Annotated in this window: 19 protein-coding genes; 7 read left to right on the plus strand and 12 right to left on the minus strand. The window is 50.2% G+C overall.

What is annotated here, in order from left to right:
- Window positions 1-73: 73 nt before the first annotated feature.
- Entirely contained in the window at window positions 74-1009 is a 936-nt protein-coding gene (locus tag MMG03_RS08950; protein WP_249506130.1) for a magnesium transporter CorA family protein, read from the plus strand.
- A 99-nt stretch (window positions 1010-1108) separates the two neighbouring features.
- Here MMG03_RS08950 and MMG03_RS08955 read toward each other — a convergent pair whose 3' ends face one another.
- The 6 genes from MMG03_RS08955 to MMG03_RS08980 form a co-directional block, all read right to left on the minus strand.
- Window positions 1109-2128 (minus strand): polyprenyl synthetase family protein, encoded by a 1020-nt coding sequence (locus tag MMG03_RS08955; RefSeq protein ID WP_112131987.1) that lies wholly within the window; start codon window positions 2126-2128, stop codon window positions 1109-1111.
- Between the two features lie 2 nt (window positions 2129-2130).
- Window positions 2131-4134 carry a DNA topoisomerase (ATP-hydrolyzing) subunit B gene (gene gyrB, locus MMG03_RS08960; RefSeq protein WP_083538106.1) on the minus strand — a complete coding sequence of 668 codons (2004 nt, stop codon included), beginning with the start codon at window positions 4132-4134 and terminating at the stop codon, window positions 2131-2133.
- Between the two features lie 37 nt (window positions 4135-4171).
- Window positions 4172-4498: a DUF721 domain-containing protein gene (locus MMG03_RS08965; protein ID WP_073158890.1), complete on the minus strand. Its 327-nt coding sequence runs from the start codon at window positions 4496-4498 to the stop codon at window positions 4172-4174.
- Between the two features lie 6 nt (window positions 4499-4504).
- Window positions 4505-5278, minus strand: a complete 774-nt coding sequence (locus MMG03_RS08970; protein ID WP_249506132.1) for an ABC transporter permease — start codon at window positions 5276-5278, stop codon at window positions 4505-4507.
- A gap of 21 nt (window positions 5279-5299) precedes the next feature.
- On the minus strand, window positions 5300-7108 hold the full coding sequence (locus MMG03_RS08975; protein ID WP_073158894.1) for a S41 family peptidase: 1809 nt from the start codon (window positions 7106-7108) through the stop codon (window positions 5300-5302).
- 125 nt (window positions 7109-7233) lie between these two features.
- Window positions 7234-8091 (minus strand): RNA polymerase sigma factor RpoD/SigA, encoded by an 858-nt coding sequence (locus tag MMG03_RS08980; protein ID WP_073158896.1) that lies wholly within the window; start codon window positions 8089-8091, stop codon window positions 7234-7236.
- Between the two features lie 202 nt (window positions 8092-8293).
- Here MMG03_RS08980 and MMG03_RS08985 point away from each other — a divergent pair, with 202 nt between their 5' ends.
- On the plus strand, window positions 8294-9496 hold the full coding sequence (locus MMG03_RS08985; protein ID WP_073158898.1) for a sensor histidine kinase: 1203 nt from the start codon (window positions 8294-8296) through the stop codon (window positions 9494-9496).
- A 29-nt stretch (window positions 9497-9525) separates the two neighbouring features.
- Here the strand turns inward: MMG03_RS08985 and MMG03_RS08990 are convergent, their stop codons facing one another.
- From MMG03_RS08990 to MMG03_RS09000, 3 genes are all read right to left on the minus strand, one after another.
- Complete coding sequence (locus MMG03_RS08990; RefSeq protein ID WP_139260119.1) at window positions 9526-10944, minus strand: tol-pal system YbgF family protein; 1419 nt, start codon at window positions 10942-10944, stop codon at window positions 9526-9528.
- Between the two features lie 133 nt (window positions 10945-11077).
- Window positions 11078-12175, minus strand: a complete 1098-nt coding sequence (locus tag MMG03_RS08995) for a protein kinase domain-containing protein (RefSeq protein ID WP_073158902.1) — start codon at window positions 12173-12175, stop codon at window positions 11078-11080.
- A 90-nt stretch (window positions 12176-12265) separates the two neighbouring features.
- Window positions 12266-13069, minus strand: a complete 804-nt coding sequence (locus MMG03_RS09000) for a TIGR00730 family Rossman fold protein (protein ID WP_249506133.1) — start codon at window positions 13067-13069, stop codon at window positions 12266-12268.
- A gap of 172 nt (window positions 13070-13241) precedes the next feature.
- Here MMG03_RS09000 and MMG03_RS09005 point away from each other — a divergent pair, with 172 nt between their 5' ends.
- Entirely contained in the window at window positions 13242-13454 is a 213-nt protein-coding gene (locus MMG03_RS09005) for a hypothetical protein (RefSeq protein ID WP_073158906.1), read from the plus strand.
- An 80-nt stretch (window positions 13455-13534) separates the two neighbouring features.
- Here the strand turns inward: MMG03_RS09005 and MMG03_RS09010 are convergent, their stop codons facing one another.
- Window positions 13535-16120, minus strand: a complete 2586-nt coding sequence (locus tag MMG03_RS09010) for a TIGR03960 family B12-binding radical SAM protein (RefSeq protein ID WP_073234549.1) — start codon at window positions 16118-16120, stop codon at window positions 13535-13537.
- A gap of 77 nt (window positions 16121-16197) precedes the next feature.
- Between MMG03_RS09010 and MMG03_RS09015 the strand changes: the two genes are divergently transcribed.
- The 3 genes from MMG03_RS09015 to truA all read left to right on the plus strand — a co-directional run bounded on the left by MMG03_RS09015 (window position 16198) and on the right by truA (window position 19630).
- Window positions 16198-17592, plus strand: coding sequence for a GGDEF domain-containing protein (locus MMG03_RS09015; RefSeq protein WP_249506134.1), 1395 nt, complete (start codon window positions 16198-16200; stop codon window positions 17590-17592).
- A 281-nt stretch (window positions 17593-17873) separates the two neighbouring features.
- Window positions 17874-18878: a hypothetical protein gene (locus MMG03_RS09020; RefSeq protein ID WP_073158912.1), complete on the plus strand. Its 1005-nt coding sequence runs from the start codon at window positions 17874-17876 to the stop codon at window positions 18876-18878.
- Entirely contained in the window at window positions 18878-19630 is a 753-nt protein-coding gene (truA, locus tag MMG03_RS09025; protein ID WP_073158914.1) for a tRNA pseudouridine(38-40) synthase TruA, read from the plus strand. Before MMG03_RS09020 ends, truA begins: the two co-directional genes overlap by 1 nt.
- A gap of 42 nt (window positions 19631-19672) precedes the next feature.
- On the opposite strand, the gene MMG03_RS09030 is transcribed toward truA, so the two are convergent.
- The gene (locus tag MMG03_RS09030) at window positions 19673-20410 is read right to left on the minus strand and encodes a pyridoxine 5'-phosphate synthase (protein WP_073158916.1); all 738 of its coding nucleotides are present in this window, start codon (window positions 20408-20410) and stop codon (window positions 19673-19675) included.
- Between the two features lie 13 nt (window positions 20411-20423).
- On the minus strand, window positions 20424-21548 hold the full coding sequence (locus MMG03_RS09035; RefSeq protein ID WP_073158918.1) for a divergent polysaccharide deacetylase family protein: 1125 nt from the start codon (window positions 21546-21548) through the stop codon (window positions 20424-20426).
- Between the two features lie 30 nt (window positions 21549-21578).
- Here MMG03_RS09035 and miaA point away from each other — a divergent pair, with 30 nt between their 5' ends.
- Window positions 21579-22481 (plus strand): tRNA (adenosine(37)-N6)-dimethylallyltransferase MiaA, encoded by a 903-nt coding sequence (miaA, locus tag MMG03_RS09040; RefSeq protein ID WP_073158919.1) that lies wholly within the window; start codon window positions 21579-21581, stop codon window positions 22479-22481.
- Window positions 22482-22758 lie beyond the last annotated feature (277 nt).

Raw genomic sequence — 22758 nt, forward strand, 5'->3', positions numbered from 1 at the left:
CTCGGACTTGCTCCGAGCCTTTTTGCTTTTACATATTTTTCTATTTTTGGGTCCGTTCGATCAAGGGGGCGCTATGCTCAAGAAGTACTATAAAATCGAATCAGGGCGCCTCGCTAGTGCCCCGAACGAAGAAGTGGCAGACATCGTCATGATGGGTTCTCTTAACCAGGAACAGCGAAGCGTGCTGGTTAAGGAATACGAAATCACGGAACATACCATTGCGTCTGCATTCGACTCCGACGAACTTTCCCGTATAGAATACGATGATGACTTTACCACCATCGTGTTTAAGAAGCCCAAGAACTATTCTGCGGCCGATAATTTCCAGTTCCGCGTAGAATCTTTCGGTATCTTCATTTTCAAGGACTGGGTGTTGCTCCTGACGGACTCCGACATTCCCATTACCGACGAAAAGCGTTTTTCCAAGATCGACAGCCTGAACACTTTCGTGCTTAAGGTTCTTAGCTATGCGATTTACCACTTCAACGAACACTTGAAGATCATCAATCGCATCAACGACGAACTGGAACAGAAGCTCCGTACCGCCATGGAAAACAAGTACCTGCTTTCCATGTTCAGCCTGAACAAGGGCTTGATCTACTACGTCAGCGCCCTGAACAGTAACGATACCCTGCTCCGCAAGCTCCAGATGGGCCGCAGCCTCAACTGGACCGAAGCCGAACGTGAATTGCTGGAAGACATCCAGATTGAAAACGGCCAGAGCCTGCAGCAGGCAAACATCTACGCCAACATTTTGACGTCCATGATGGATGCCCGCGCTAGCGTCATCAGCAACAACGTGAACACGCTGATGAAGAACCTGACCATCGTGACCATTTCTATTTCCCTCCCGACGTTCTTCGCCAGCTTGTTCGGCATGAACGTGCGCCTGCCCTTCGGCATGAACGGCGATGCCACCGGAGGTAGCGACCTGGCATTCTGGATTATCATTGCCATGTGCTTCCTGTCTGTGCTTGTGTTCATGGCCATCTGGACAAGAAAAAAATAGGGAACCGCATAATCCCAAGCGCTAGCTGGGAAATAAAAAAAACGTCCGCTACAACGGTCGTTTTTTTTCTGTTTGATAGAGAATTGCCTTGCCGCAGAGTCAGTTTCCGCGATCGCTCATGGAGGCGAACATGGCAACGATTTCGTCGGTGAAATTGCTTGCCGGAAGCTGGTTTGCAATTTCAAGAGCCTTTTCCAGGTGGTCTTGAGCGCAGGCCTTGGCCTTCTTGAATGCTTCCTTTTCGTTCAGCTTGGCGATAATCTTTTCGGGAACGCCAGCCTCGGAAGCCTTGGCGATGAGACTTTCCATCTCGTTGCGGTCGGCTGCGGAGCATCCGTCAAAGTAGTACAGCAGGGGCAGGGTAATCAGGCCGTTGCCAAGGTCGGTGAACTTGGCCTTGTCCAGGTTCTGGCTGCCAAAGCCGTAGTCCAGCAAGTCATCCACGATCTGGAAGGCGATGCCGAAATGGCTACCCATCTGGGCGCACTTGTCTGCGTTTTCTGCATCGAAGCCGGCCAGGATGCCGCCAATACGGGCTGCTGCGTCAATCAGGGCAGCGGTCTTGCCATCGATGATTTCGTCATACTTTTCAAAGGACAGGTGGGTGTTGCCGGAATAGTCCAGCTCGAGAATTTCACCTGCAATCAGCTTGTCGGCTGCGTTAGAAAGAATCACGGGCACGTCTCGGGATTCTTCGTTGATGACGCAACGCATGGCCTGGGAAAGAACGTAGTCGCCAATGAGAACGGCAACCTGAGTTCCCCATTCCTTGTGGGCTGTCTTCTGACCGCGGCGGATGTCTGTTCCGTCGATAATATCGTCGTGGACCAGGCTTGCCAGGTGCAGCAATTCAATGCCTGCGCAAGCGTGTGCAACGCGGTCGGCGTTGGGCTTTACGCTGCCGCTCTGGGCAATCAGGCAAAGCAGGGTAGAACGAATGCGTTTGCCCTTGCGCTGGAACAGAGATACCAAACGTTCAGAAATGCCTGCGGGGGCATTCCTTGCCACGTCCATGATGACCTCTTCCGTCAGCTGGAGCTGGTCCTTTACGAGGTCACGGGCTTGGTTTAGAACGGTCTGAAAATCAGCTTTACTTTGAAGGGAATCCTTGGAATTCATGATTAAACATCCAGTTCGTCAAGAACCTTGTAGGCATTATTTTCAATAAACTTACGGCGGGGTTCCACGTCTTCGCCCATGAGCATGCTAAAGATCTGGTCGGCCACAACGGCGTCTTCCACATAGCACTGCTTCAGCAGGCGCTTTTCGGGATCCATGGTGGTTTCGAAAAGCTGTTCAGCAGACATTTCGCCAAGACCTTTGAATCGGGTGATGGTGACATTCTTCTTGTCTTCCAGCTTGGCCATGGCTTCTTCCTTGGCGTTTTCGTCGAACAGGTACTGCTCCTTGAGGCCCACCTTCAGCTTGTACAGAGGAGGCATGGCCAGGAACACGTGGCCGTTGTCGATAAGGGGACGCATATAGCGGAAGAAGAAAGTCAGCAGCAAAGTCTGAATATGGGAGCCGTCCACATCAGCATCGGTCATGATCACGATCTTGTGGTAGCGGAGCTTTTCCAGCTTGCATTCAGAACCGAGGCCGCAACCGATGGCGTTCACCAGGTTCTGGATTTCTTCGGTGTCCAGCACGCGGTGGAGGCTTGCCTTTTCTACGTTCAGGATCTTACCGCGGAGGGGGAGGATGGCCTGGAATTCGCGCTTGCGGCCCTGCTTTGCAGAACCACCTGCAGAGTCACCTTCCACAATGAACATTTCGCATTCCTTGGGATCGCGGCTACTGCAGTCGGCCAGCTTACCCGGAAGTCCGCCACTTTCAAGAACGTTCTTGCGGCGGGCCAGGTTACGAGCTTTATGGGCGGCTTCGCGTGCCTGGGCTGCGTTGTAGACCTTGTCCAGAATGACTCTCACGGCAGCCGGATTTTCCTGGAAGTATTCTTCCAGCTTGGCACCGAATGCACTTGCCACATAGCTGGTGATTTCGGAGTTGCCCAGCTTACGCTTGGTCTGGCCTTCGAACTGAGGCTGAGAAACCTTGATGGCGATAACGGCGGTAAGACCTTCGCGGATATCGTCAGAGGTAATCTGGATGTCCTTCTTGCCCTTGGGCATTTCGGCGGCAAACTTGTTGATGACGCGGGTCAGTGCGGTCTTGAAACCGGTAACGTGGGTACCGCCATCGTAGGTGTTCACGTTGTTCACGAAGCTAAAGAAGTTTTCCTGATAGCCGTCGTTGTACCACATGGCTACTTCCAGAGGATACTGGCCATCGGGGAGCACCAGGTGAATCGGGGCCTGGAACAGCGGAGTGCGGTGCTCATCCACATAGCGCACGAATTCAGAAACGCCACCCGGATAGCAGAAGGTTTCGCTCACCTTTTCTTCGGTACGTTCGTCGGTCAAGGTCAGGCGCAGGCCGCTCATCAAGAATGCCAGTTCGCGGAAGCGGGTAGCCAGGGTGTCGTAAACGTAAACGGTTTCGCTGAAAATGGTATCGTCCGGATAGAACTCGATGGTGGTTCCGGTTTCGTTTTCGGCGCAGGTTCCGATTTCCTGCTGGGGTCCGCAAGGAATACCCTTGCTAAAGGTCTGGGTCACTACCTTGCCCTTACGGCGAACGGTAGCCACAAGCTTGGTAGAAAGGGCGTTAACGCAGCTGACACCCACGCCATGGAGACCTGCAGAAACCTTATAGGAATTGCTGTCGAACTTACCACCGGCATGGAGCTTGGTCATCACCACTTCCAGTGTACCCACCTTTTCCTTGGGGTGGATGTCGGTGGGAATGCCACGGCCGTTGTCGGTCACGCGGATTCCGTTACCCGGAAGGATTGCAATTTCGATATGGTTACAGAATCCGGCCAGGGATTCGTCCACGGAGTTGTCCACCACTTCCCACACCAGGTGATGCAAACCGCGAATATCGGTAGAACCGATGTACATTGCCGGGCGCACGCGCACCGCTTCGAGACCTTCCAACACGGTAATGTTGGAGCCGCTATAATCTTCTTCGGCCTTCTTCAGGTCTTCGGTAGAAACGTTCTGATTGACTGTTTCAATGGAATCGACCTTAACGTCGTTCTCTGTATTTTCCAAATTTTCTGCCATCTTTTTCTCGTTTGCAGATGGCATTTCAGCCACCTGGCTAAATCAGTCGGACATCCCGCACTGCAGGCTTGCCCAACAGTAAATTACACTTGTCAATAATAGCTTTTTTTTGCAGGAACAGCTCGTGTTTCCAGGCTGAGTTGGCGCATTTTAGCACCAAAATTCCCTTGTTAAAACGGTCAATTTTTACGTGGGGTAAAAGCAATGTTCCGACCACTTTCTCGAACCCTTCCGACAGTGTCTTGAAGGTCATATCTTCGGTGATATTGCTCTTGTCCAGAACCATTTTCAGAAGAACGCTAATGTCTGCAGGACCATTCTTGCAGACTCCATTCTTCCGTCGTCTTTGTTCAAATGCGGCCATTGATTTTTACAGGAGCAACAGCTGTGAAAGCACGTAACCACCAATAAGAATACTGGTCATGCCTGCCACCACGGTGGCCTTTGTTGCCTTGCCTACGCCTTCGGCGCCGCTATGGGTGGTAAAGCCGAAATAGCATGCGTAACTGGATATAAAGAATCCGTAGAGAGTGGCCTTGATCAAGCCCACGATCAGGTCCCAATCCTGGTAGAACATTCTAACACCGTAGAAGAATACGGAAAAAGAAACTTCCTTGTACAGGTGAGCGACTTCGTATCCGCCGATAATGCCGATAAAAATACTCAACACCGTCAGGGTGGGTAACATGATGACTGTTGCAATCAGGCGGGGGGCCAGCAAGAACTTATAGGGACTGAGACCTAATACTTTGTATGCGTCAAGCTGTTCCGTGACCGCCATAGTGCCAAGCTCAGAACACATGGAGGCTCCGATTCGGCCTGCCAGCACCATGGCTGTAAGAATGGGACACAACTCGACCATCACGGATTTTCCCACGGCCATGCCCACAAACATCAGGGGAATCATATCGGCGAACTGGTAAGCCAGCTGCCAAGACATGATGGCTCCTGTCGCAAGGGAGGCTGCCACCACCACAGGGATACTGGTGACACCCACATGCTGCATCTGTTCTACGGTTGTGTGCAAGTTGCTGAAGGCTCCAGGCACACTCTTAAACATCTGCCACACGAAGTGCAGATAACCGATGGCGGTGTACAGAAATTTCCGGATGAATTTGCCCAGACTTTCTGCGGCTCTGTCCATTGTCTTTATCAAGGTCAGTCCTTATTTCTTCTTGGAGTCCTTGGCCTTTTCGGCGGTGGGCTTCTTGGCGGGCTGTTTCTTTGCCGGAGCGATAGCCTTGTTGTAAAGGCTCATGTCACTCAGATACTTGATGGCTTCGTTCAGCTGCTTGTCGCGCTTCAGGGAGAATGCGGTACTTACAGAATCGTTAATGAAGGAAGTCAGAAGTTCACGCTTGATGCCGTCCTTGATATAATCCTTGTTTTCGTCGAACTGGGCATTCCTGTTGTTTTCCAGGGCGGTGCGCATTTCTGCCAGACGGGCTGCCAAGACGGAATCGGTTACGGTCTTGGAGGAATCGCCCATGTAGTTCTGTTCACGGATAATGCTCTTTTCCAACTGGTCGACGCCAACAAGTGCGTTAGACTTGATTTTCGTGAAGTTGGTATCCTTCATGCAGTAGTCCTTGAACTGCAGGTACAGGCTGTCGGGTACTTCCCATTCTGCACTGATCTTTGCGCCAGACTTTTCCAGGTCCGGGCGAGCCTTTACAGCAAACTTGAAGTACATAGACATTCTTTCCTGAACCTGAACAACCCAGGGCATGGGGTCCAGTTCAACTTCAACGTCAGGAGTGATGCCGCCGCTGCCGAACATCATACGGCCGTTGTTGGTGTAGAAGGTATCCTGGGCTACGGTATCCTTTTTCAGGGAATCAACCTTTGCCTCGTCGCCGGATTCCTCGGCGTCGTATTCGGCTTCCTGCAACTTCAGACCCTTGATCCCGTTTTCGGGCTTGTTGATGCAACGTCCGAAAGGCAGGTAGTAGAATGCGGTGGTCAGCTTCAGGGCGTTGCCCTGGTTATCCAGCGGGAAGATGGTCTGTACGGAACCCTTACCGAAGGAGGTCTTACCGATAATGAGAGCGCGGTCCCAGTCCTGCAGTGCGCCAGAAACAATTTCTGCTGCGCTGGCGGAACCCTGGTTTACCAGGACCACCATGGGAATGTCCTGCTTTATGATACCGTCTTTGCGGGCACGGCTTTCGGTACGCTGGGTACGGCCGCGGGTACTTACGATGACATTGCCCTGCTTTAGGAACAGTTCGCTAATTTCGATAGCCTGGTTCAAAAGTCCACCGGGGTTGTAGCGCATGTCGAGAATCACCTTCTTCATGCCCTGTTTCTGCAGGCTGCGGAGGGCGTTTTCCACGTCGCTGGTGGTCTTGTCGCTAAAGGTTGCCAACTTGATATAGCCGATATCCTTGGTCACCATGCCGTAATGGGGCACTGCGTGCACAATGATTTCTGCACGGGTAATGGTGAAATCCATCAGGTCGGGAACGCCTTCACGTTCAATAGAGACGGTCACATCGGTACCGATCTTGCCGCGGAGCTTGCTGACGGCGTCATCCAGGGTCAGACCCTTGGTGTCCTTGCCGTCAATTTTGCGGATGCGGTCGCCTGCGCGGATGCCCAGACGGAATGCCGGGGTGCCAGACAGCGGAGAAATCACGGTCAGAATGTTGTCGCGGAGGCTGATAGTAATACCTACGCCGCCGAACTTGCCTTCCATGGATACCTTGAGGCTTTCGTAGTCCTTGGGGCTGAATACCGTGGTATGGGGGTCCAGGATGTTGCGGATGCCACCCAGGGCGGCGTCCGTCAGTTCCGTGGGGTTCACGTCTTCGACATACTTGCGGTTGACTTCAGAAAGAACCTTGTTCAGTCGGGAAACTTCGTCATAGAAATCACCCGGGGGTGTCTGCTTGTCACCTGCTGCGTTGGCAAGAGCAAGTGCAGAAAGGGAAGCTACGAAAAAATTGCGAAAGTTCGGCATATAGAATTTCATACCGAAAAAATACAATTTCATAGGAAAGTCGTTGTATGAAAAACGGAAAAACCGGCCCCGTAAGGCCGGTTTTTAATTTAAGGAGAGAGAGATGAAAAAACTTCTGTAAGAAAAGTGGCGTTTCACTAGGCTGCGCCGTGAAGGTCGTGAGTCCTGTAATCTCCGCGGAGCTTGTCCAGGGCGGCCTTCTTGATCTGGCGAACTCTTTCTTTAGAAAGACCAACCATGGGACCGATATCCTTGAGGGTGTATTCGATGTCCCGATCGAAGCCGAAGCAGAGCTTGATCACTCGCATTTCTTCTTCGGAAAGGTTGTCCTTCATGGCCTTGTCCATATGCTTCTTGACAAAGCTATATGCGGCCAGGTTGTCAGCCTTGTTTTCAGAATCAGACAAGGTGTCGCCTAAGGTGAGTTCCTGATTGGTGCTCAAGGGGGCGTCGAGAGAGGAGGAACGCTGAGCCATCATCAAGATCTTTTCAATAGAGTCTGCCTTGTACTTGGAAACACCTTCAAGACTCTTGGGGTCAATGGATAGTGTTCCACCGATATTCTGACGGAGGGTGCCTCCGTGCTTTGAAAACTTACGAATTACCAGTTCCTTTTCAGCGCTGATGCGAACGATGCGGCCGTTTTCTGCGATGTGGCGTACAATGTTCTGACGAACCCACCATACGGCATAACTGATAAACTTAAGATTGGTGCTAAGGTCAAAACGCTTGGCGGCGTGCATCAAACCCATATTACCTTCGTTAATCAGTTCGATTACGTCAACGCCCTGACCCTTATACAGATTGGCGATGTTTACAACGAATCGGAGATTGGAATTGACCAGCATTTCCATTGCAGAACGGCTGCCCTGCTGCTGGATCTTACGGAGTAAAATGTATTCCTGTTCCTTGGTAAGCAGCGGATATTTGGAAATCTCGTCGAGATAACGGAAGTATGCGTCCTTCTCGCTTCTTGTACGTGTATTTGTATTCATATCAGCCTCTTGTTTGTTGTATTGTTTCTTACGTTTACAAAGATACCTCTATGTTCTAGTTGAAGTGTCATAGATTGGTGTAGGGTTTGCAAAAGTTTTTCACAGATTTTGTCATTTTTTCCGTAGTTTTGTCATACTTTTGTCATGAAGTGCCAAAATTACGCTTAAAATGACCTATTTTTGTTGTTCTAAAGAGGACAAAATGTCAATTGAAAGCACAAAAAAACGTTTAAAAGACTTCTGGCAGGTTATTCACGAGCGTCTTTCCTCCTTACAGGAAGATCAGTTTGACCGCGGCGAACGGGAATTGATTGCCATATTGGGAGATGATGAATCGAAAAGCTTTTTTCCTGTGCCGGCAACGCTGTTGATGGTTCTTGTTTGGAGCTTTATTCTTTTTTTCCCTTTGATTATCCTGTTGGATCCTAGCGGATCTGTTGGGGATGACGTTACCATGGGTGCGTTGGGCCGTTATTATCTGCCCTTGTTGTCTACGATGCTGATCTTTTTCCTGAATCAGAGAATCCTTGTTCCCAAATTCTTTTTCAAGAAAAAATATGTTCGCTATTTTGTCTGTGATTCAATTCTTTTTGTCATTGTGCTGTTTTGTCGTGAACTATATTCGTTCCTGACAATGTCGGAATCTAGTGGTGGCATTGCTGAATTTTTCGGGTCTTATTGTTTCAGAACGGTTAGAGATCATTTTTCTGTCTGGACTCTTGTTTCGTTCATGATTATCTTAAGCACCATTAGCTTCCTGTGTATCATTATCTCTGTATTTAGTCGTCAGCTTATACGAGCCTTTATTATTCGCGAAAAGAAGAAAGTGGCGCTGGAGTATGAACTTGATTTTTTGAAGAGCCAACTGAGTCCCCATTTTCTGTTTAACACGCTGAACAATATTACTAGCCTAATCAGGATTGAACCGAAATTGGCAGAAAGCAGCATGGAAAAGCTGAGTAAACTTTTACGCGTAATGCTTTATCAGACGTCTGACAAGTTTATCGATATCAAGGATGATGTTGATTTGCTACAGAAGTACGGAGAACTTGAAAAACTTCGTCTTCCTAAAAGTTTTGAGTATGTCTTTGAGACGGATCTGGAGAACCCTCATTGTCAGATTCCTCCTCTTTTGATGATGCCTCTTGTTGAAAATGCAATGAAGCATTGTGTAAACCCTGATGGGAAAAGCTTTGCTCATATTCGCATCAGTCAGAAAGATGGCAAGATTCATTTCAAATCGGTAAACAGCAACTTCCCCCGTAAGCCGAAACCTGGTGCAAGTGGACTCGGTCTGGCAACGTTTGAAAAACGCCTTGAGCTGTTGTTCTCTGGTAAATACTCCTACGGAACTTGGATCGAAGGGAATACTTACGTTTGCGATTTAACTCTGACGGTAAAATAAAAGCCTCGCCCGGGGGCGAGACTTGAAACTTATTTCAGGGCTTCCAACGTTTTACGGGCCTGCTTTGCCAGGATATCGTTTTCATTCATTTCAATGACTTTCTGAAGGTAGCCGATGCCTTCCTGAACTTCAATTTTATTGGTGACGCAGGTCTCGCCCAGAGTGAACAGCGAACGTCTTGCAAAATTCGGATCCTTTTCCTTGCTGAGACATTTTTTCAGAAGGAGGATGGCGGCGTCCGGTGCATTTTTAGCCTTGGCGATTTCGCCCCATTCCATCCATTGGTTGCTTGAAAAATCAAGGTATTGGTCGGGGGCGGTCATTCGGATGACGGTCTGTTTTACGAGGGCTGCATCCACGGGGTGTTCCTGAAGAAGTTGTGTCAATGCAAGACGTAGCTGCTGATGGGCTTGTTCCGGTCTGCAGTTCTTGGCGCTTGTAAATCCATCTTCGATAAGGGTTCTAGTCTTGGCCTTTCTTTCGGCCATCGGATTCTGGGAGGCTTTTTCCAGAAGGCGTTCCCTTAAAAGGTCTGCGTTGATTTCGGCTTGGCTCCTAAGGCGAGTTTCGATTCGGACGCCAGCGAAGGCGCCGATTCCAAAACATACGGGAGATAGGGCGGCCACCGCACCAAAGATCCCCGGATTGAGGAACCAGTTGATGGCCATGTCCAGTATTACGCCCGAGAAACAGATGTTCCTTGTTAGAGGGGTGACCTGGTTCTTGCGGTTTCCGAAGGCGGTCGCTCCCAATAGGAATGCCACGGTGAGACTCATGCCCATGTAGCGTTCTGTGGAGTAGTGGTCGAAGAAACTCGTGGTTGTCAGTACACTTACCAATATGGGGCCGGCGAGTGTCACTGCCGCTGTCGTCAGACAGATGATCCATAGGCTCCAACGTCTAGCCAGTCGCACGATAGCGAACATGAACAGCCCGGCAAACGAAAGGAAACTGCATACTCCAGGAATCAAAATCCAGCTGGTAAGAACTCTTTCGTATTGTTCGTATTTCGGGGCGAAGGCGAGGCTGTAACGAAGGTATCTATCGGTAAAGCTGTTAATCCATTCCTCTAGACTTGCTCGATAGTCGCTTTCGTTAGGATAGTGACCGTGGTCTTGGATGTAGGCTTCGCGGCCTCCGTTGTTTTCCCACCATTCTCGATATTCCTTCTTCATTCCAGCAACGCGTTCTTCTACAATGTAGGACGGGTTCTGCTGAAGGTATTTTTCGCGATAGCGCTGGAATTCTTCGGCTTTTAATTCTTTTGTGGGTTCGAGGCCCACGGATCTAAATTCACGGGCGCCTGCGTTATGCCACCAGGTATCAAAGGTCTTGACGATATTGCCTTCCCTTTGGTGCTGCTTGATGTATGGGTATGCACCGGTGATTCCATTGAATACACCTAGCGAAACAACCAGGATGAGCGCTACATAGTGTAACGGTTTCATCTGCTGTAAAACATCCTTGGCAAATTTCAAAATTATCCTTAGCCGTCGCTTGATTTGGGCTAGGGGTGTTTTGTTTTGCAGAAATACAGATCTTTCACGATTTGGGAAACTTGCCATATAAGCAAAATATAATCTAACGATTGTATTCGCGCAATTGATTCCACAAAAAGTCTGTGTTTACGTCTCGGTATCCCTGAGCATTTACCCTTTCACGGAGTTTATGCGCAATATCGAACAGGTTCGGACAATTCTGCATGCGTTCAAAGCTGTCGAATATGGTGAGGTTTTCGATCCATTGAGACAGTTCTGGGAATCGTGGGTCGTTAAAACTGTTTTCGCGGCCTGTTTTCAGGTGCTCCAGGTAACGGTCTGTGACTCGGTACCCATCTTCCACGAAGATGTCCATGGACTTGGGGAAGAGTTTGCGGCCTGTCAGGTATTCGTGGACAATGATGCCGAAGCTGAAATAGTCTACGGATGCCGAAAGATTTTCTCCCATGATTGCCTGTTCCGGTGCGCTGTAACAGGGGGTCATCTGTCCACCATATTCGGTGACGGTTTCCCGCATTTTGGCCTGGGCGTAACCGAAGTCGCATACAAGAATCTTGTGGTTGTTCTTGTGTTGCGGGTTTTGGCACAGGAGAAGGTTCTTGGGCTTGAGATCCTTATGGACCACTTGATAGTAGTGGAGCTGGCTGATGGTGTTGGCCAGGTAGGCTAACTGGGATACCCGGTGGAGAACTTCATCATCGGTAAGGTCTGTGCGGAACGTGCGGTCCAGGGAGCACCCCTTGATGAATTCCATCTTGAGATAGGGATGGCGGCCAGCGATGCCACCGCCCATGCTCTGAACGACGCCTTCGATATTGGTGGCGTGGATCAAGTTGTTAATTCTGATTTCGTCCTGGAATGCGCTCAGCAACATGTTGAGGCGGTGCAGGCGGTTCTTTCCGGGAGGAGCCCAGAATTTGCAAATCTTGACAACGATTTCCTTTTCGGCGTAGTGGGTGGAATCTCCCGGGTGTTCTATCCAGAAGTTCGCCCTGTACAGGTTGTTGGTACCTTCTAGAGTCAGAGGTTCAATGAGCTTGATCCTCTGGGCGGCACCGTTGTGCAGAAATTCAGGATTCTGGTCAAACCACCGCTGGTATTCGTCCATGGTGTAATTTGGACGCAGCGCAAGGTTTCTTGAAACACGGTCTAACGTTTCTGCAATGATGTTCCGAAGCATGCTACAATTATAGCTTTTTTGAGTCGGGTAAAAACAAAGAGACCCCGCATTTGCGGAGTCCTTTGTTCATAAAAATTTGGTTTGAAATTATTACTTTTCGGTGGCCCTTTTTTCCAAGGTTTCGGTAATGATTTTGTAGGCTTCGTCTACGGAGTCGCAGAAGTGGAACAGGTTGAGGTCTTCCTTGTTGATCATACCTGTTTCTGCCAGGTATTCCCAGTTAAGGACCTTTTTCCAGAACTTGGCGCCGTATACGATAACGGGCATTCTCTGAGCGTACTTGTGAGTCTGGATGAGAGTGAGCATTTCGAACATCTCGTCAAGCGTACCAAAGCCGCCGGGGAATACCACCAGTGCCTGGGCCATGCAGAGGAACCAGTACTTTCTAATGAAGAAGTAGCGGAACTGGAAGTTCAGTTCGTCGTCGATGTAGACGTTGGGATGTTGTTCGAAGGGCAGCTTGATGTTGAGGCCGACGGAGGGGGTTCCCACATCGTTTGCTCCACGGTTTCCTGCTTCCATAATGCCGGGGCCGCCACCGGTCATGATGGCGTATCCTTCGTTGCGCTTGTTTGCCCACTTGCCAAGCTTTGCTCCTAGCTCACGGGCGGCATCGTAGTACTCGGCGACGAGTTCCAGACATTTAAGACGGGCCAGTTCTGCCTTGTTCTTGCAGTTCTTGCGGCGCTTCTTGATTTCTGACATGGGGAGGGTTCGTGCGGAACCGAAGAAGACGATGGTTTTCTGGATGCCTTCCTGATCAAAAATCTGCTGCGGACACATGAATTCCGACAGGATTCTGATGGGGCGGCCCATGTTGCTATCCATAAAAGCCTTGTTGTAGTACATCATCTGTCCGGGGACGAGCTGGAGTTGCTTTTTCTTAGTTGCCATGGTACACACTCCTTTTGAAATCATGCGGATTTCCGTTTAAAATTCAAATTAAATCCCCGAAATGAGGGGGTGACACGATTTAAAATACTTTCAAAAAGTAAAACGGCACTAATTTGCTCCGAAAAAATGCTTTTAATCTTCTTCCAATGTGGAAAAACTTTATATTTGATATATGCTCGTTAAGATTTGGACCGATAGTTTTATCATTACTGGCGAAATCGACACTCTTCGTGACGAACGCCTTACAGATTATATTCGCGAAAACAAGGACTTTATCGCCGTTACCCAGGTAAAGGTCAGCGACAGAACTGAAAAGGACTTGTTCCGTACTCACTTTTTGAATGTGAGTACCAGTCATATTGAAATTATCCTGCCCGCAGAATAATTTCTTAATGCAGACTAGGTGAAGTTCCGCAAAATAAGATGCCGCCCCGAATGGAGCGGCTAAATTTCGTGGAGGTTTCCCTAGAATTCCATGGCGATTTTCTTGATGAGGAACCTGCGAGTGTCATCGTCAAGTTTCTTGGGATCGTAGGTTTTTCCAAGCAGACCTGCGTAGATGTTATAGGGGCTGGCGGTGCCGCCCATCTCATTACACTTGATCTTGGTCATGATGTTGCCGCCCTGAATCTGGATGCCGAGAATATGTTCGTTCAGGTTGATTTCCTGACCGCGGTGGTTGGTGACCACTGGCAGGGACTTCTCGTCGAAGGACTTCATGATTTTTGCTGCCGTTTCCGGATCCAGGTTGTCCGGAGTGAAGCTGTAAATCATGGCCTTGGGCATGTTCTTGCTCAGCTTACCCTGTAGCGGTTCGATGTTCACGATTTCCATGCCGCGGGGGAAGGGGGCGGAAAGCTGCTTCATGGTTGTTTCCAGGCCTTCCTTGCTGATGTCCAGCGGTTGTAGCAGTTCCACGCTGATGATTTCGCAGTAGGTTTCAAGGCCGAGGGGGAGGGCGCCCATGTTACTGATACGGGGCTTGGGGCTGAAACCTTCACTGAACTTGATGGGGATTCCTGCGCAAAGGAAGGTTCGCTCGAAGAAGCTGAGCATGTTCTGGTGAGGCAGGAAGCGGCTGATGCCAGTCTTCTTGAAGGTAATCTTGTAGCTATAGCAGACCTTCTGGCTGGGACGGCGTTCTGCCACCAGCTTCTTGATTTCTTCGGGTGTGCGGCTGGGAGCCTTATGGCGTACCGGATCGTTGGCCAGATGGATTTCTGCACCGAAGCCAGGAATGCCGCACTTCTGGCAGTCGCCCCACTTGCAGTTGGGAACGGGAGCGGAATCTTCCTTGAAAGCCTTTTCCCATTCGCGGCGGAGGTACTGCTTGGTGGTTCCTGCATGGATGACGTCCCAGGGGAAGACTTCTTCCTTTTCGCGGGTGCGGTAGACCCAGCTGGTGTCGTAGCCGCATTCTTCCCAGACCTGGAGCCAAGTGTCGTAGTTGAAACGATAGGCGTCGCTTTCAAAGGTTAGACCTTTCTTGTAGGCGGCATAAATCACGGGGCCAAGACGACGGTCACCGCGGCTGTATACGGCTTCCAGGTGGCTCATTTCCCAGCCAGCCCAGTTCACCTTCACGTTGGGGTGTCTAAAGAATCTTTCGCGAACGAAACGGATATGCTTTAGGGCGGTTTCCTTGTCCATAAACGGAGCCCACTGGAGGCCGGTGAAGGACTTGGGAATCAAGATGCCCATGGAAACGGCAATCTGGCATCCGCGGAGATACTTGCGGCCAATCTTTACCAGGTTCTCGATCAGGCCACAGAAGGCTTCCATGTCTTCCAGGTTTTCGGTGGGAAAGCCGATCATGGTGTAGAGCTTGATCTTGTTGAATCCGCTGCTGAAGGCGTGTTCGGCGGCGTTGTACATGTCCTGGTCGCTGATGGTCTTGTTGATCATCTTGCGGATTCGTTCAGAACCAGTTTCTGGGGCGAAGGTGGCGCTACGGCCGCCCTTCAATGCGGAAATTTTCTGAGCCAATGTTTCGCCGAAGGCGTTGACGCGGATGGAGGGGAGGCTTACGTCTACGGTATCGAAGAACGGATCGTCGATGATAGAGTCGGTAAGGCCTTCCACCGGCTTGTAGTCGGCGGTAGAAAGGGAGAGCAGGCCCAGTTCGCGTTCGCCTGTGGCCTTGATGCCTTCCTTGGCGATTTCAAGAACGTCGTCTGGATCCAGCTCGCGGCAGGGGCGGTACCAGATGCCTGCCTGGCAGAAACGGCAACCCTGGGCGCAACCGCGCATGACTTCTACGCTGAAGCGGTTGTGGACCAGCTGCATGTTGGCGATGAGGTTCTTGATGGGGTAGTTCTTGCGGTCCATTACGGGAATGAACTGGCGGCGAACGCCGGTGGTCTTCTCGTAGGGGCCGGTGGCGGGTTCTGCAGGAACGATGTCGCCAAATTCGTTGGTAACGGTGGGACGGAGGCTGGGGACGTATACGCCGTCCAGTTTTGATAAATTCTCGAGAATCTGCTTGCGGGAAAGGCCAGCCTTTCTGCCATCGCCGACGCAACGGAGGAACTTGACCATCAGTTCTTCACCGTCGCCAATCTGGAAGGCGTCAAAGAAATCCGCTACGGGTTCCGGGTTGGCCATGGCGGGGCCGCCGGCGATAACAATGGGATCCTCTTCTCGACGATCCTTGCTCCATACGGGGACTCGGGAGAGTTCCAGCACGTAGGGCACGTTTGTGAAGTTCAGTTCCGTCTGCAAGGTCATGGCCAGGACTTCGAAATCCTTTACGGGTGTGTAGCTGGCGTAGCTGTACAGGGGAATGTCGTACTTTTCCATTTCTCGAGCCATGTCTTCCCAGGGGGCAAAGCTCACTTCACATAGCAGGTCCGGTTCCTTGTTGATTATATGGTATAGGATGCGGATGCCGTTATTGCTCATGCCGATTTCGTACTTGTCGGGGAACACGAAGGCCATGCGGCAGTGCATTTTGCTGTGGTCTTTGACAACGCTGTTGGCTTCGCCACCCATATAACGGGCCGGGGATTCGACAGCGGGGAGAGCTAGGGCGATTTTTTCGAGAATGGTCATAGGCCTAAATTTAGAATATTAGTGCTTTATAACGGAATAGGGGTGCCATGTAGAAATTAAATAAGTAAATTTTTCGTATGACTATGGTATCTTACATTGTTTGGCTCATAGCTTTTGTAGCTGGGGTGGGCGTATCGTTTTTCGTTCCCGAAGCGACTATTTCGCTGGGCGGAAAGTTTGCCTTTATCGGCGCCTGGGGTGCCGTTCTCGGATTTGTTCTTTACACTCTCTGCAAGCGTAGGGTGGAAACTGCCGAGGCCGAGTTTAACGAAAATCTGGAATCTCTGAAGGCCTCTCAGCTAGATCTGGTCACTGGAATCCAGGCCAATAAGCCTGCAGAACCGGTAGAAAAACCTGCGGTAAAGGCTCCTGAGCCGCCGCCTGTAACGGCAAAAAATGAAATTCCCCTTCCCAAGGGCGCTATTTCCGCCAGGGAGGCTCTTGAAAAGATTGCTGGGGCTCCTCTGAGGGCGAATTTCCCCCTGGATGTCTGGAAGCGTTATGCCAAGAGTATTCTGAAGGATAGACCTTTCGGTGAAGTTCTGGCGAATCTTGAAAAGTTGTTGCCTGCCATGTTCCCCAAGGCTTCTGGTATCTTATATATGTATGCAGGTACCCAGACTGACCTTCGCAAGCTGTATTCCTTTGGTCCTTCTGTCATCAGTGATGCTTCCATTCGTCCTGGTGAATGTGCTAGCTATAACTCTGGTGAAATTGTTGTTTGTGATTATTCCAAGCATGACTTGTCTGGTGGTTGTACCCATCTTCACCACCGTCCCCAGGGAATTTCTTTCTGCGCTCCTATTGAAGGATTGGAAGAACATTTCGGCATTTTCTCTCTGCAGGTAGATGCCTTGCCCGACAATGAATCCCTGGATGATTGGCATGCCAAGGTTAGCTTTGTGGCGACGACTTTTGGTCTTTATGTGTCTAACCAGAATTTGAATGTCCGCTATAAGGAACATAGTATCAGGGATAATCTGACTGGCTTGTTTAACAGACGTTATATGGAAGAATCCCTGGCTCGGGAAATTGCGGCTGCAACTCGACACAAGACTCCCATTGGCCTGATTATGCTGTATCCCGATTCTATTGCCGAGATTCAGAAGACTAAGGGTCGCCATGCTGTTGAACAGCTCCTTTGGGAACTTGGACAGCGCTTGCCTGGTTATATCCGTACAGAAGATATTCCCTGCCGTTATGACGGAGAGATGTTCTGCATCATCCTGCCGGGAGCTGACTTGAAAATTACACGTCAGCGTGCGGAAAAGATCAGACACGAGATTTCCCAGTTGCAGATTGCCTATGGTGCTGGTGTGCTTGCCACTCCGTTGAGCCTGGGTGTTGCGGTGATGCCCGCCCATGCGGCTGATGGTGGATCCCTGCTTTACATGGCCGAGGCTTCCTTGAGACACTCCATGCAGGCTGGCGGAAACCGCGTGACTATTGCGGACGCATTGATTAACCGCTAACGTTTATAAGGCGTTTTGGTAGGCTGGCCTCTGGCCAGCCTTTTTTCGTTCCCTTTTAAAGTATGAGGTTCTTCGTTTGACGTTACCCCTGGTTCGTTTTTATAAAAAACCAAAGGCATCCCAGCTGACGCCGAGATGCCTTTTTTGGGGGTTAGGAGGAGAACAAAGAGTTCTTGAACCTAAAGTTATAAAGTTTTTTTGAGGCGTGCAATATGTTTTTTATTCTAGGTTGAAACAAGTGTTGCGAAATTCTCAATGAGGTTTTTTCTAAATTTGGCCCCATGAAGAAGTTTGCTGCACCTATTGCATTGCTGGTCCTGGTCTGTTGCCTGGCCGCATATCTAGTTGTTGACTTTTCGGGTCCTAGGTCGTCTTTTGATTCCGACGCCTATTTGAAGGCCCGCGCAAGGATTGATTCTCTTGAAATTGCTCTCTGGGACGCCCAGAATTCTCCGGCTGACCAGATGACGATCCGTACCCAGCTGGAAACTGCCTGGACCGAACTGGCCGCCATGCGTGAAACTCCCGCAGAACCTGTTGCCGAGGGTGGCGAAGGTGAGGCCGTTGCAGAACCTGCCGATGATGGCAAGATTGCCGGTATGTCTTCCGATGTGATCGGCTGGATCATTGGAGGCGTCCTGGCTGTAATCGCCTGCGCCGTGATTCTTGTGTTTGTACTTCGCCGTCGCCAGGAAATTATTACTCGCCGTATGGAGGCTATCAAGGCTGAACGTTTCAAGGAAGTCAAGGCTGATCTGGATGATGCCACTACTTTGGCTCCCCGTCCCCGCCCCAAGAAGCGTTCCATTATTGCCGATGCCGAGGAATACGCAGCTCACAAGCGTGAGACCTTGGCCCAGCAGCAGTTGAATGCTTCTGCTCCCAGCCCTTCTGGCGAAGAACCGAAGATTGCCTTCGAAGACGAAAATGGAGTTCCCGAAAACAAGATTATGACCGGACTCCCGGGTTCCAAGCCCACCCTTCGCCCGACGGCCAAGGAACGTATTACTTCTGCCATGCAGAATCTTTCTGACGTGCTGCGTACTCCTCGTGGGCTTTCTCGTGAACGCACCATGAAGTTGCGTGCCCAGAGCCGCAATGCTACAGGCGATCCCAACTTGCAGGGGAGCAACCCCCTGGAAACTTCCCGCTTTGATCGCGAGGCTACTGAAAAGTTGAAAATCCTTCAGCTGTCTCGCCGTGGATTCCCCGCCTCTGCAATCGCTTCTCAGTTGAAGATTCCTCAGGAAAAGGTCGAAGCAGTCATTAAGGACGCCCAGGCCTAATGCGTTATCGCTTCAGGTGTGAATACCTGGGTAGCGCCTTTCATGGCTGGCAGGCCCAGAATGAAGGTGGCAAGACCAAATTTGTAACGGTGCAGTCTGCGCTGGAAGAGGCTTTTTCCATTGCGCTTCGTTCTCCTATCCGCATTACCGGTTCCGGTCGTACGGATACTGGCGTTCATGCCCGCGGTCAGTGTGTTCATTTTGATTATGACGGCGAACTGGATTTGGTGCGTACTGTGAATTCCATCAACGGCTTGACGAAACGTCTTGTCCGTATTCGCGACTTGCAACCTTGCGATCCGGAATTCCATGCCCGTTTCGACGCGACGTGCCGGTATTACCAGTATACCATGTACACCCGACCTGTGGCCCTGCTCCGGGACTTCGGGTGGGAGTGCGGCTCTCAAAATCTGGATCTCGATGCCATGGCAGAAGAGGCGAAGTCTTTCCTCGGTCATCACGACTTTATCGATTTTTGCATTCCCCGCAATGATGGAAAACCGACGGACTGCATCCTGACGGAATTCCGCCTGGAGCGGTTGAACGACTGGAGCTGCATGTTCCATATCCGAGGGAACCGTTTCTTGCACAGGCAGGTCCGCGCCATGGTGGGGACCTTGTACGATGTAGGTCGCGGTAAGCTCCCTATGGGTACGGTGAACCAGATCTTCGATAAAAATTTTAAGGGAGAGCGCACATGGGCTCCCCCTCAGGGTTTGGTCCTTGAGAACGTAGAATACAAGGACTATTGATTTCAGAATTTTATTTTGGACGTCAAAAGGGAATGCTTCCTGTTATTTGGAAGCGTCCTTGATTAAGTCCAGCATGTCCTTGATGGCACGGTCCATACCTACCATAACGGCCTTGCTGACGATGCTGTGGCCAATGACCACTTCGTCAATGCCTTCGATGGCGGCGATGGCGGAAATGTTGCGGTAGTTCAGACCGCGGCCGGCCTTTACCCTGAGGCCGTACTTGCGGGCGAGGACGGCCATGTCTTCGAGGGCGGAAATTTCACGTTCAATTTCTTCGCGGCTTCCCAGAGTGCAGGAGGTTGCGTACTTGCCGGTATTGAATTCGACAAAGTCTGCGCCAATCTTCTTGGCGGCCTTCACTTGTTCGGTTTCGGGATCGATGAACACGCCTACGGCAATATCGTTGCTCTTGAGTGTCATGGCAGGCTTTGCCAATTCTGCAGCCTTGGCGGCAACATTCAGACCATCTTCTGTGGCGTAGTCGGTGTGGACCTCAGGAACGAATGTAACAGTGTCCGGCTGATTGTTGATAGCCACCTGGACCATTTCCTGGGTGGGGGCCATTTCCAAGTTCATCTTGGTGGTGACGGTGCCACGGAGCATGCGGACGTCGCGATCCTGAATGTGGCGCTTGTCTTCGCGGAGGTGGGCGGTGATGCCGCTGACGCCTGCCAGTTCGGCAATAACTGCGGCCGCTACCGGATCAGGTTCGCAGATCTTGCGGGCTTCGCGGATTGTTGCAATATGGTCTACGTTAAAACCGAGCTTTACTGTCATACGTGATTCCTTATCAATACTTCATAAATGTAGATAAATTGACCAAGGTGGTACCCTGATTTTTTGCCCTGGAAGAAAGGTCGCTCAACTTATTCACGTTATCCAATGTTAACGGGAGGATCATGACCGCCAGGCCTTTCTTTGTGGATTCCCGCATCTTGCTTCGCATATAGTCTGCCAGAGCGCTGTTGTCGGGATTGTAGGGGCTGGATGCCTTGCAGGAAATAGACAGGTCCTTGCAGGCTTCAGAAACCTTGGATAAGTTGTTCATGGTCGCGTCGAGGAACCACAGGTTGTTTTTATCTGCCGGCTTAAGAATCGCCTGGAGAAGTTGCTTGTGTTCAACAGCCTGTTCTCCATAACGTGAGACGATACCTACTGCGTTAGGCATTAATTTTTTCGCATCGTCAATCACCATCTCGATTTGTTCCTCGGTATGATGAATACGTAGGGGGCGCAGCTTGTTATGGACCTTGTTCAACTTGGTTGATTCCATAGTCAGCCATAATACAAGTTCCTTTCTTTTTACTTTGTCTAAATCCGGATAGAAACCGTCTTTCATACCGAAAGGCGGAATCAGTAAGTCGAATGGATAATCCAGCTTGTTCAGAGCCACAATCAACTCGGGGGTGAGGCTTGTAACCTGGAATGCCACAGCCAGCATGGAAGCGTCGTCCCTAAAGATGCTTTCGGAAACCTGCAGTTCCAGCAGAAGTGTGTCGCCGGTGGGTTTGATGAGGTCGATTTGGGCGGTCTGGAATGCAGAACTTCTGTCGTCATGGATTTCTTCCATGCGAAGAATCTGGCCGCCAGTCTTGTTGATGAAACGCTGGGCCTGGAGCAGGTAGACGATAATGGTCTTGCCTCGGCCCAGAGTCCAGATGTTTCTCTTTCGACGCTTGCTGTACTCCGCCTTTAAGGTTTGCAGTTCCTGCTGCATTTTTTCCTCAAAGGAGAGAGGCTCTTCTTCGGGAACATTTGAAGCGGAAACTTCGGTGGCGGTAGAATCGGTGTTCTGGGTTGCCGTTTCCTTTGTTCCGTTTTGCAGTTCCGCAATTTTGGGGAGTGCGAATTTGATGCCCACGATCAGTACGGCAAGAACAATGATAATGGCAATAATGTGTTTGTACTTTCTCATTCTACCGTAAAATATAACTACATTGAACCCATGCCTATTCTATTTGCCTTGGTTGGAGCCACGGGAATTGGTAAATCCAATTTTTCTCTGGAACTTGCAGAACATTACAACGCTGAAATTATCGGTGTGGATTCCCGTCAAATTTATAAGGGGTTTTCCATTGGGACTGCTCAGCCTGACATCCAAAGTTTAAATCGCGTGCGACATCACCTGGTTGATTTCGTGCCCCCTACAGATAACTTCTCTGCGGGCGCGTTTTGTAGCCTGGTAAAAAATCTGGTGGCTGAGAATCCCGAGAAGAACTTCATCCTTGTGGGTGGTACCGGACTTTATTTGCAAAGTCTGATGCTAGGCTTGCCTAAGATTCCTGAAATTGAACCGGCCCTGCGCCAGAAAATTGAAGAATTGGTTGTGCGCGATGGGGTAGATGTTGTCTATAAGCGTGCCTGTGAAGTTGATCCCGAAGCCATGGAAAAGGTGGTGCCCGGAAATGTTCAGCGAATTACCCGCGTGCTGGAGGTTTTTGAATCGACGGGTCGTAAATTGTCTGAATTCCAGAAGGAACGTGAAGGCGGGGTCGGCAAGTTATCCGTTTTTTCTTTGCAGCGTGACCGAGATGAACTGTATCGTCGAATAAATAGCCGCGTAGACCAGATGATTGAAGGTGGTTGGGTGGATGAAGCCCGAGAACTGGCGAAAACGGTGCCTTTGGACGCTCCGGCGTGGCAAAGTTTGGGATATAGGGAACTTCTAGAGGCTAAAAGTCATACTGATTTGGCAAGAATCGTAGAAAACGTGAAGCAGAAAACCAGAAATTATGCCAAAAGGCAGCTTACTTGGTTCCGCTGGCAGCTGGATTGCGTGCCGATCGACATGGAAAATTCGGAAAAAATGATGACTTTGCAAAGTATCTTTCAAAATAGTTGTGAATAGTTTGTGAAATCGTCGGGAATTGTCGGAGTAAGACTCGTGTTTTTTCCGTTTTTTGGAAAAAACAGCAAAAAAACAGCGGTTTTTTGTAAAACAGCCCTTGCAAAGTTTCTGCAAAATTCTATAATTGGCGTCGTTCCTGAGAGGGACGGCTGAGAAAGCCGAAACGAAACAAGAACAAAACAAAAGCCCGAGAGGTTTTTGAGAAGATTGAAGGAATCGGAGATGTGCTTAGTGACGGCCCAAGAAATTTCTTGGAATTAGTCGAATACGAACGTGA

Origin of the sequence: Fibrobacter sp. HC4 (assembly GCF_023373925.1) — a bacterium.
GTDB lineage: Bacteria > Fibrobacterota > Fibrobacteria > Fibrobacterales > Fibrobacteraceae > Fibrobacter.

Coding starts and splice junctions, on each gene's coding strand:
- MMG03_RS08950 (WP_249506130.1), top strand. CDS start 74: ATGCTCAAGAAGTACTATAAAATCGAATCAGGGCGCCTCGCTAGTGCC.
- MMG03_RS08955 (WP_112131987.1), bottom strand. CDS start 2,128: ATGAATTCCAAGGATTCCCTTCAAAGTAAAGCTGATTTTCAGACCGTT.
- gyrB (WP_083538106.1), bottom strand. CDS start 4,134: ATGGCAGAAAATTTGGAAAATACAGAGAACGACGTTAAGGTCGATTCC.
- MMG03_RS08965 (WP_073158890.1), bottom strand. CDS start 4,498: ATGGCCGCATTTGAACAAAGACGACGGAAGAATGGAGTCTGCAAGAAT.
- MMG03_RS08970 (WP_249506132.1), bottom strand. CDS start 5,278: ATGGACAGAGCCGCAGAAAGTCTGGGCAAATTCATCCGGAAATTTCTG.
- MMG03_RS08975 (WP_073158894.1), bottom strand. CDS start 7,108: ATGAAATTCTATATGCCGAACTTTCGCAATTTTTTCGTAGCTTCCCTT.
- MMG03_RS08980 (WP_073158896.1), bottom strand. CDS start 8,091: ATGAATACAAATACACGTACAAGAAGCGAGAAGGACGCATACTTCCGT.
- MMG03_RS08985 (WP_073158898.1), top strand. CDS start 8,294: ATGTCAATTGAAAGCACAAAAAAACGTTTAAAAGACTTCTGGCAGGTT.
- MMG03_RS08990 (WP_139260119.1), bottom strand. CDS start 10,944: ATGAAACCGTTACACTATGTAGCGCTCATCCTGGTTGTTTCGCTAGGT.
- MMG03_RS08995 (WP_073158902.1), bottom strand. CDS start 12,175: ATGCTTCGGAACATCATTGCAGAAACGTTAGACCGTGTTTCAAGAAAC.
- MMG03_RS09000 (WP_249506133.1), bottom strand. CDS start 13,069: ATGGCAACTAAGAAAAAGCAACTCCAGCTCGTCCCCGGACAGATGATG.
- MMG03_RS09005 (WP_073158906.1), top strand. CDS start 13,242: ATGCTCGTTAAGATTTGGACCGATAGTTTTATCATTACTGGCGAAATC.
- MMG03_RS09010 (WP_073234549.1), bottom strand. CDS start 16,120: ATGACCATTCTCGAAAAAATCGCCCTAGCTCTCCCCGCTGTCGAATCC.
- MMG03_RS09015 (WP_249506134.1), top strand. CDS start 16,198: ATGACTATGGTATCTTACATTGTTTGGCTCATAGCTTTTGTAGCTGGG.
- MMG03_RS09020 (WP_073158912.1), top strand. CDS start 17,874: ATGAAGAAGTTTGCTGCACCTATTGCATTGCTGGTCCTGGTCTGTTGC.
- truA (WP_073158914.1), top strand. CDS start 18,878: ATGCGTTATCGCTTCAGGTGTGAATACCTGGGTAGCGCCTTTCATGGC.
- MMG03_RS09030 (WP_073158916.1), bottom strand. CDS start 20,410: ATGACAGTAAAGCTCGGTTTTAACGTAGACCATATTGCAACAATCCGC.
- MMG03_RS09035 (WP_073158918.1), bottom strand. CDS start 21,548: ATGAGAAAGTACAAACACATTATTGCCATTATCATTGTTCTTGCCGTA.
- miaA (WP_073158919.1), top strand. CDS start 21,579: ATGCCTATTCTATTTGCCTTGGTTGGAGCCACGGGAATTGGTAAATCC.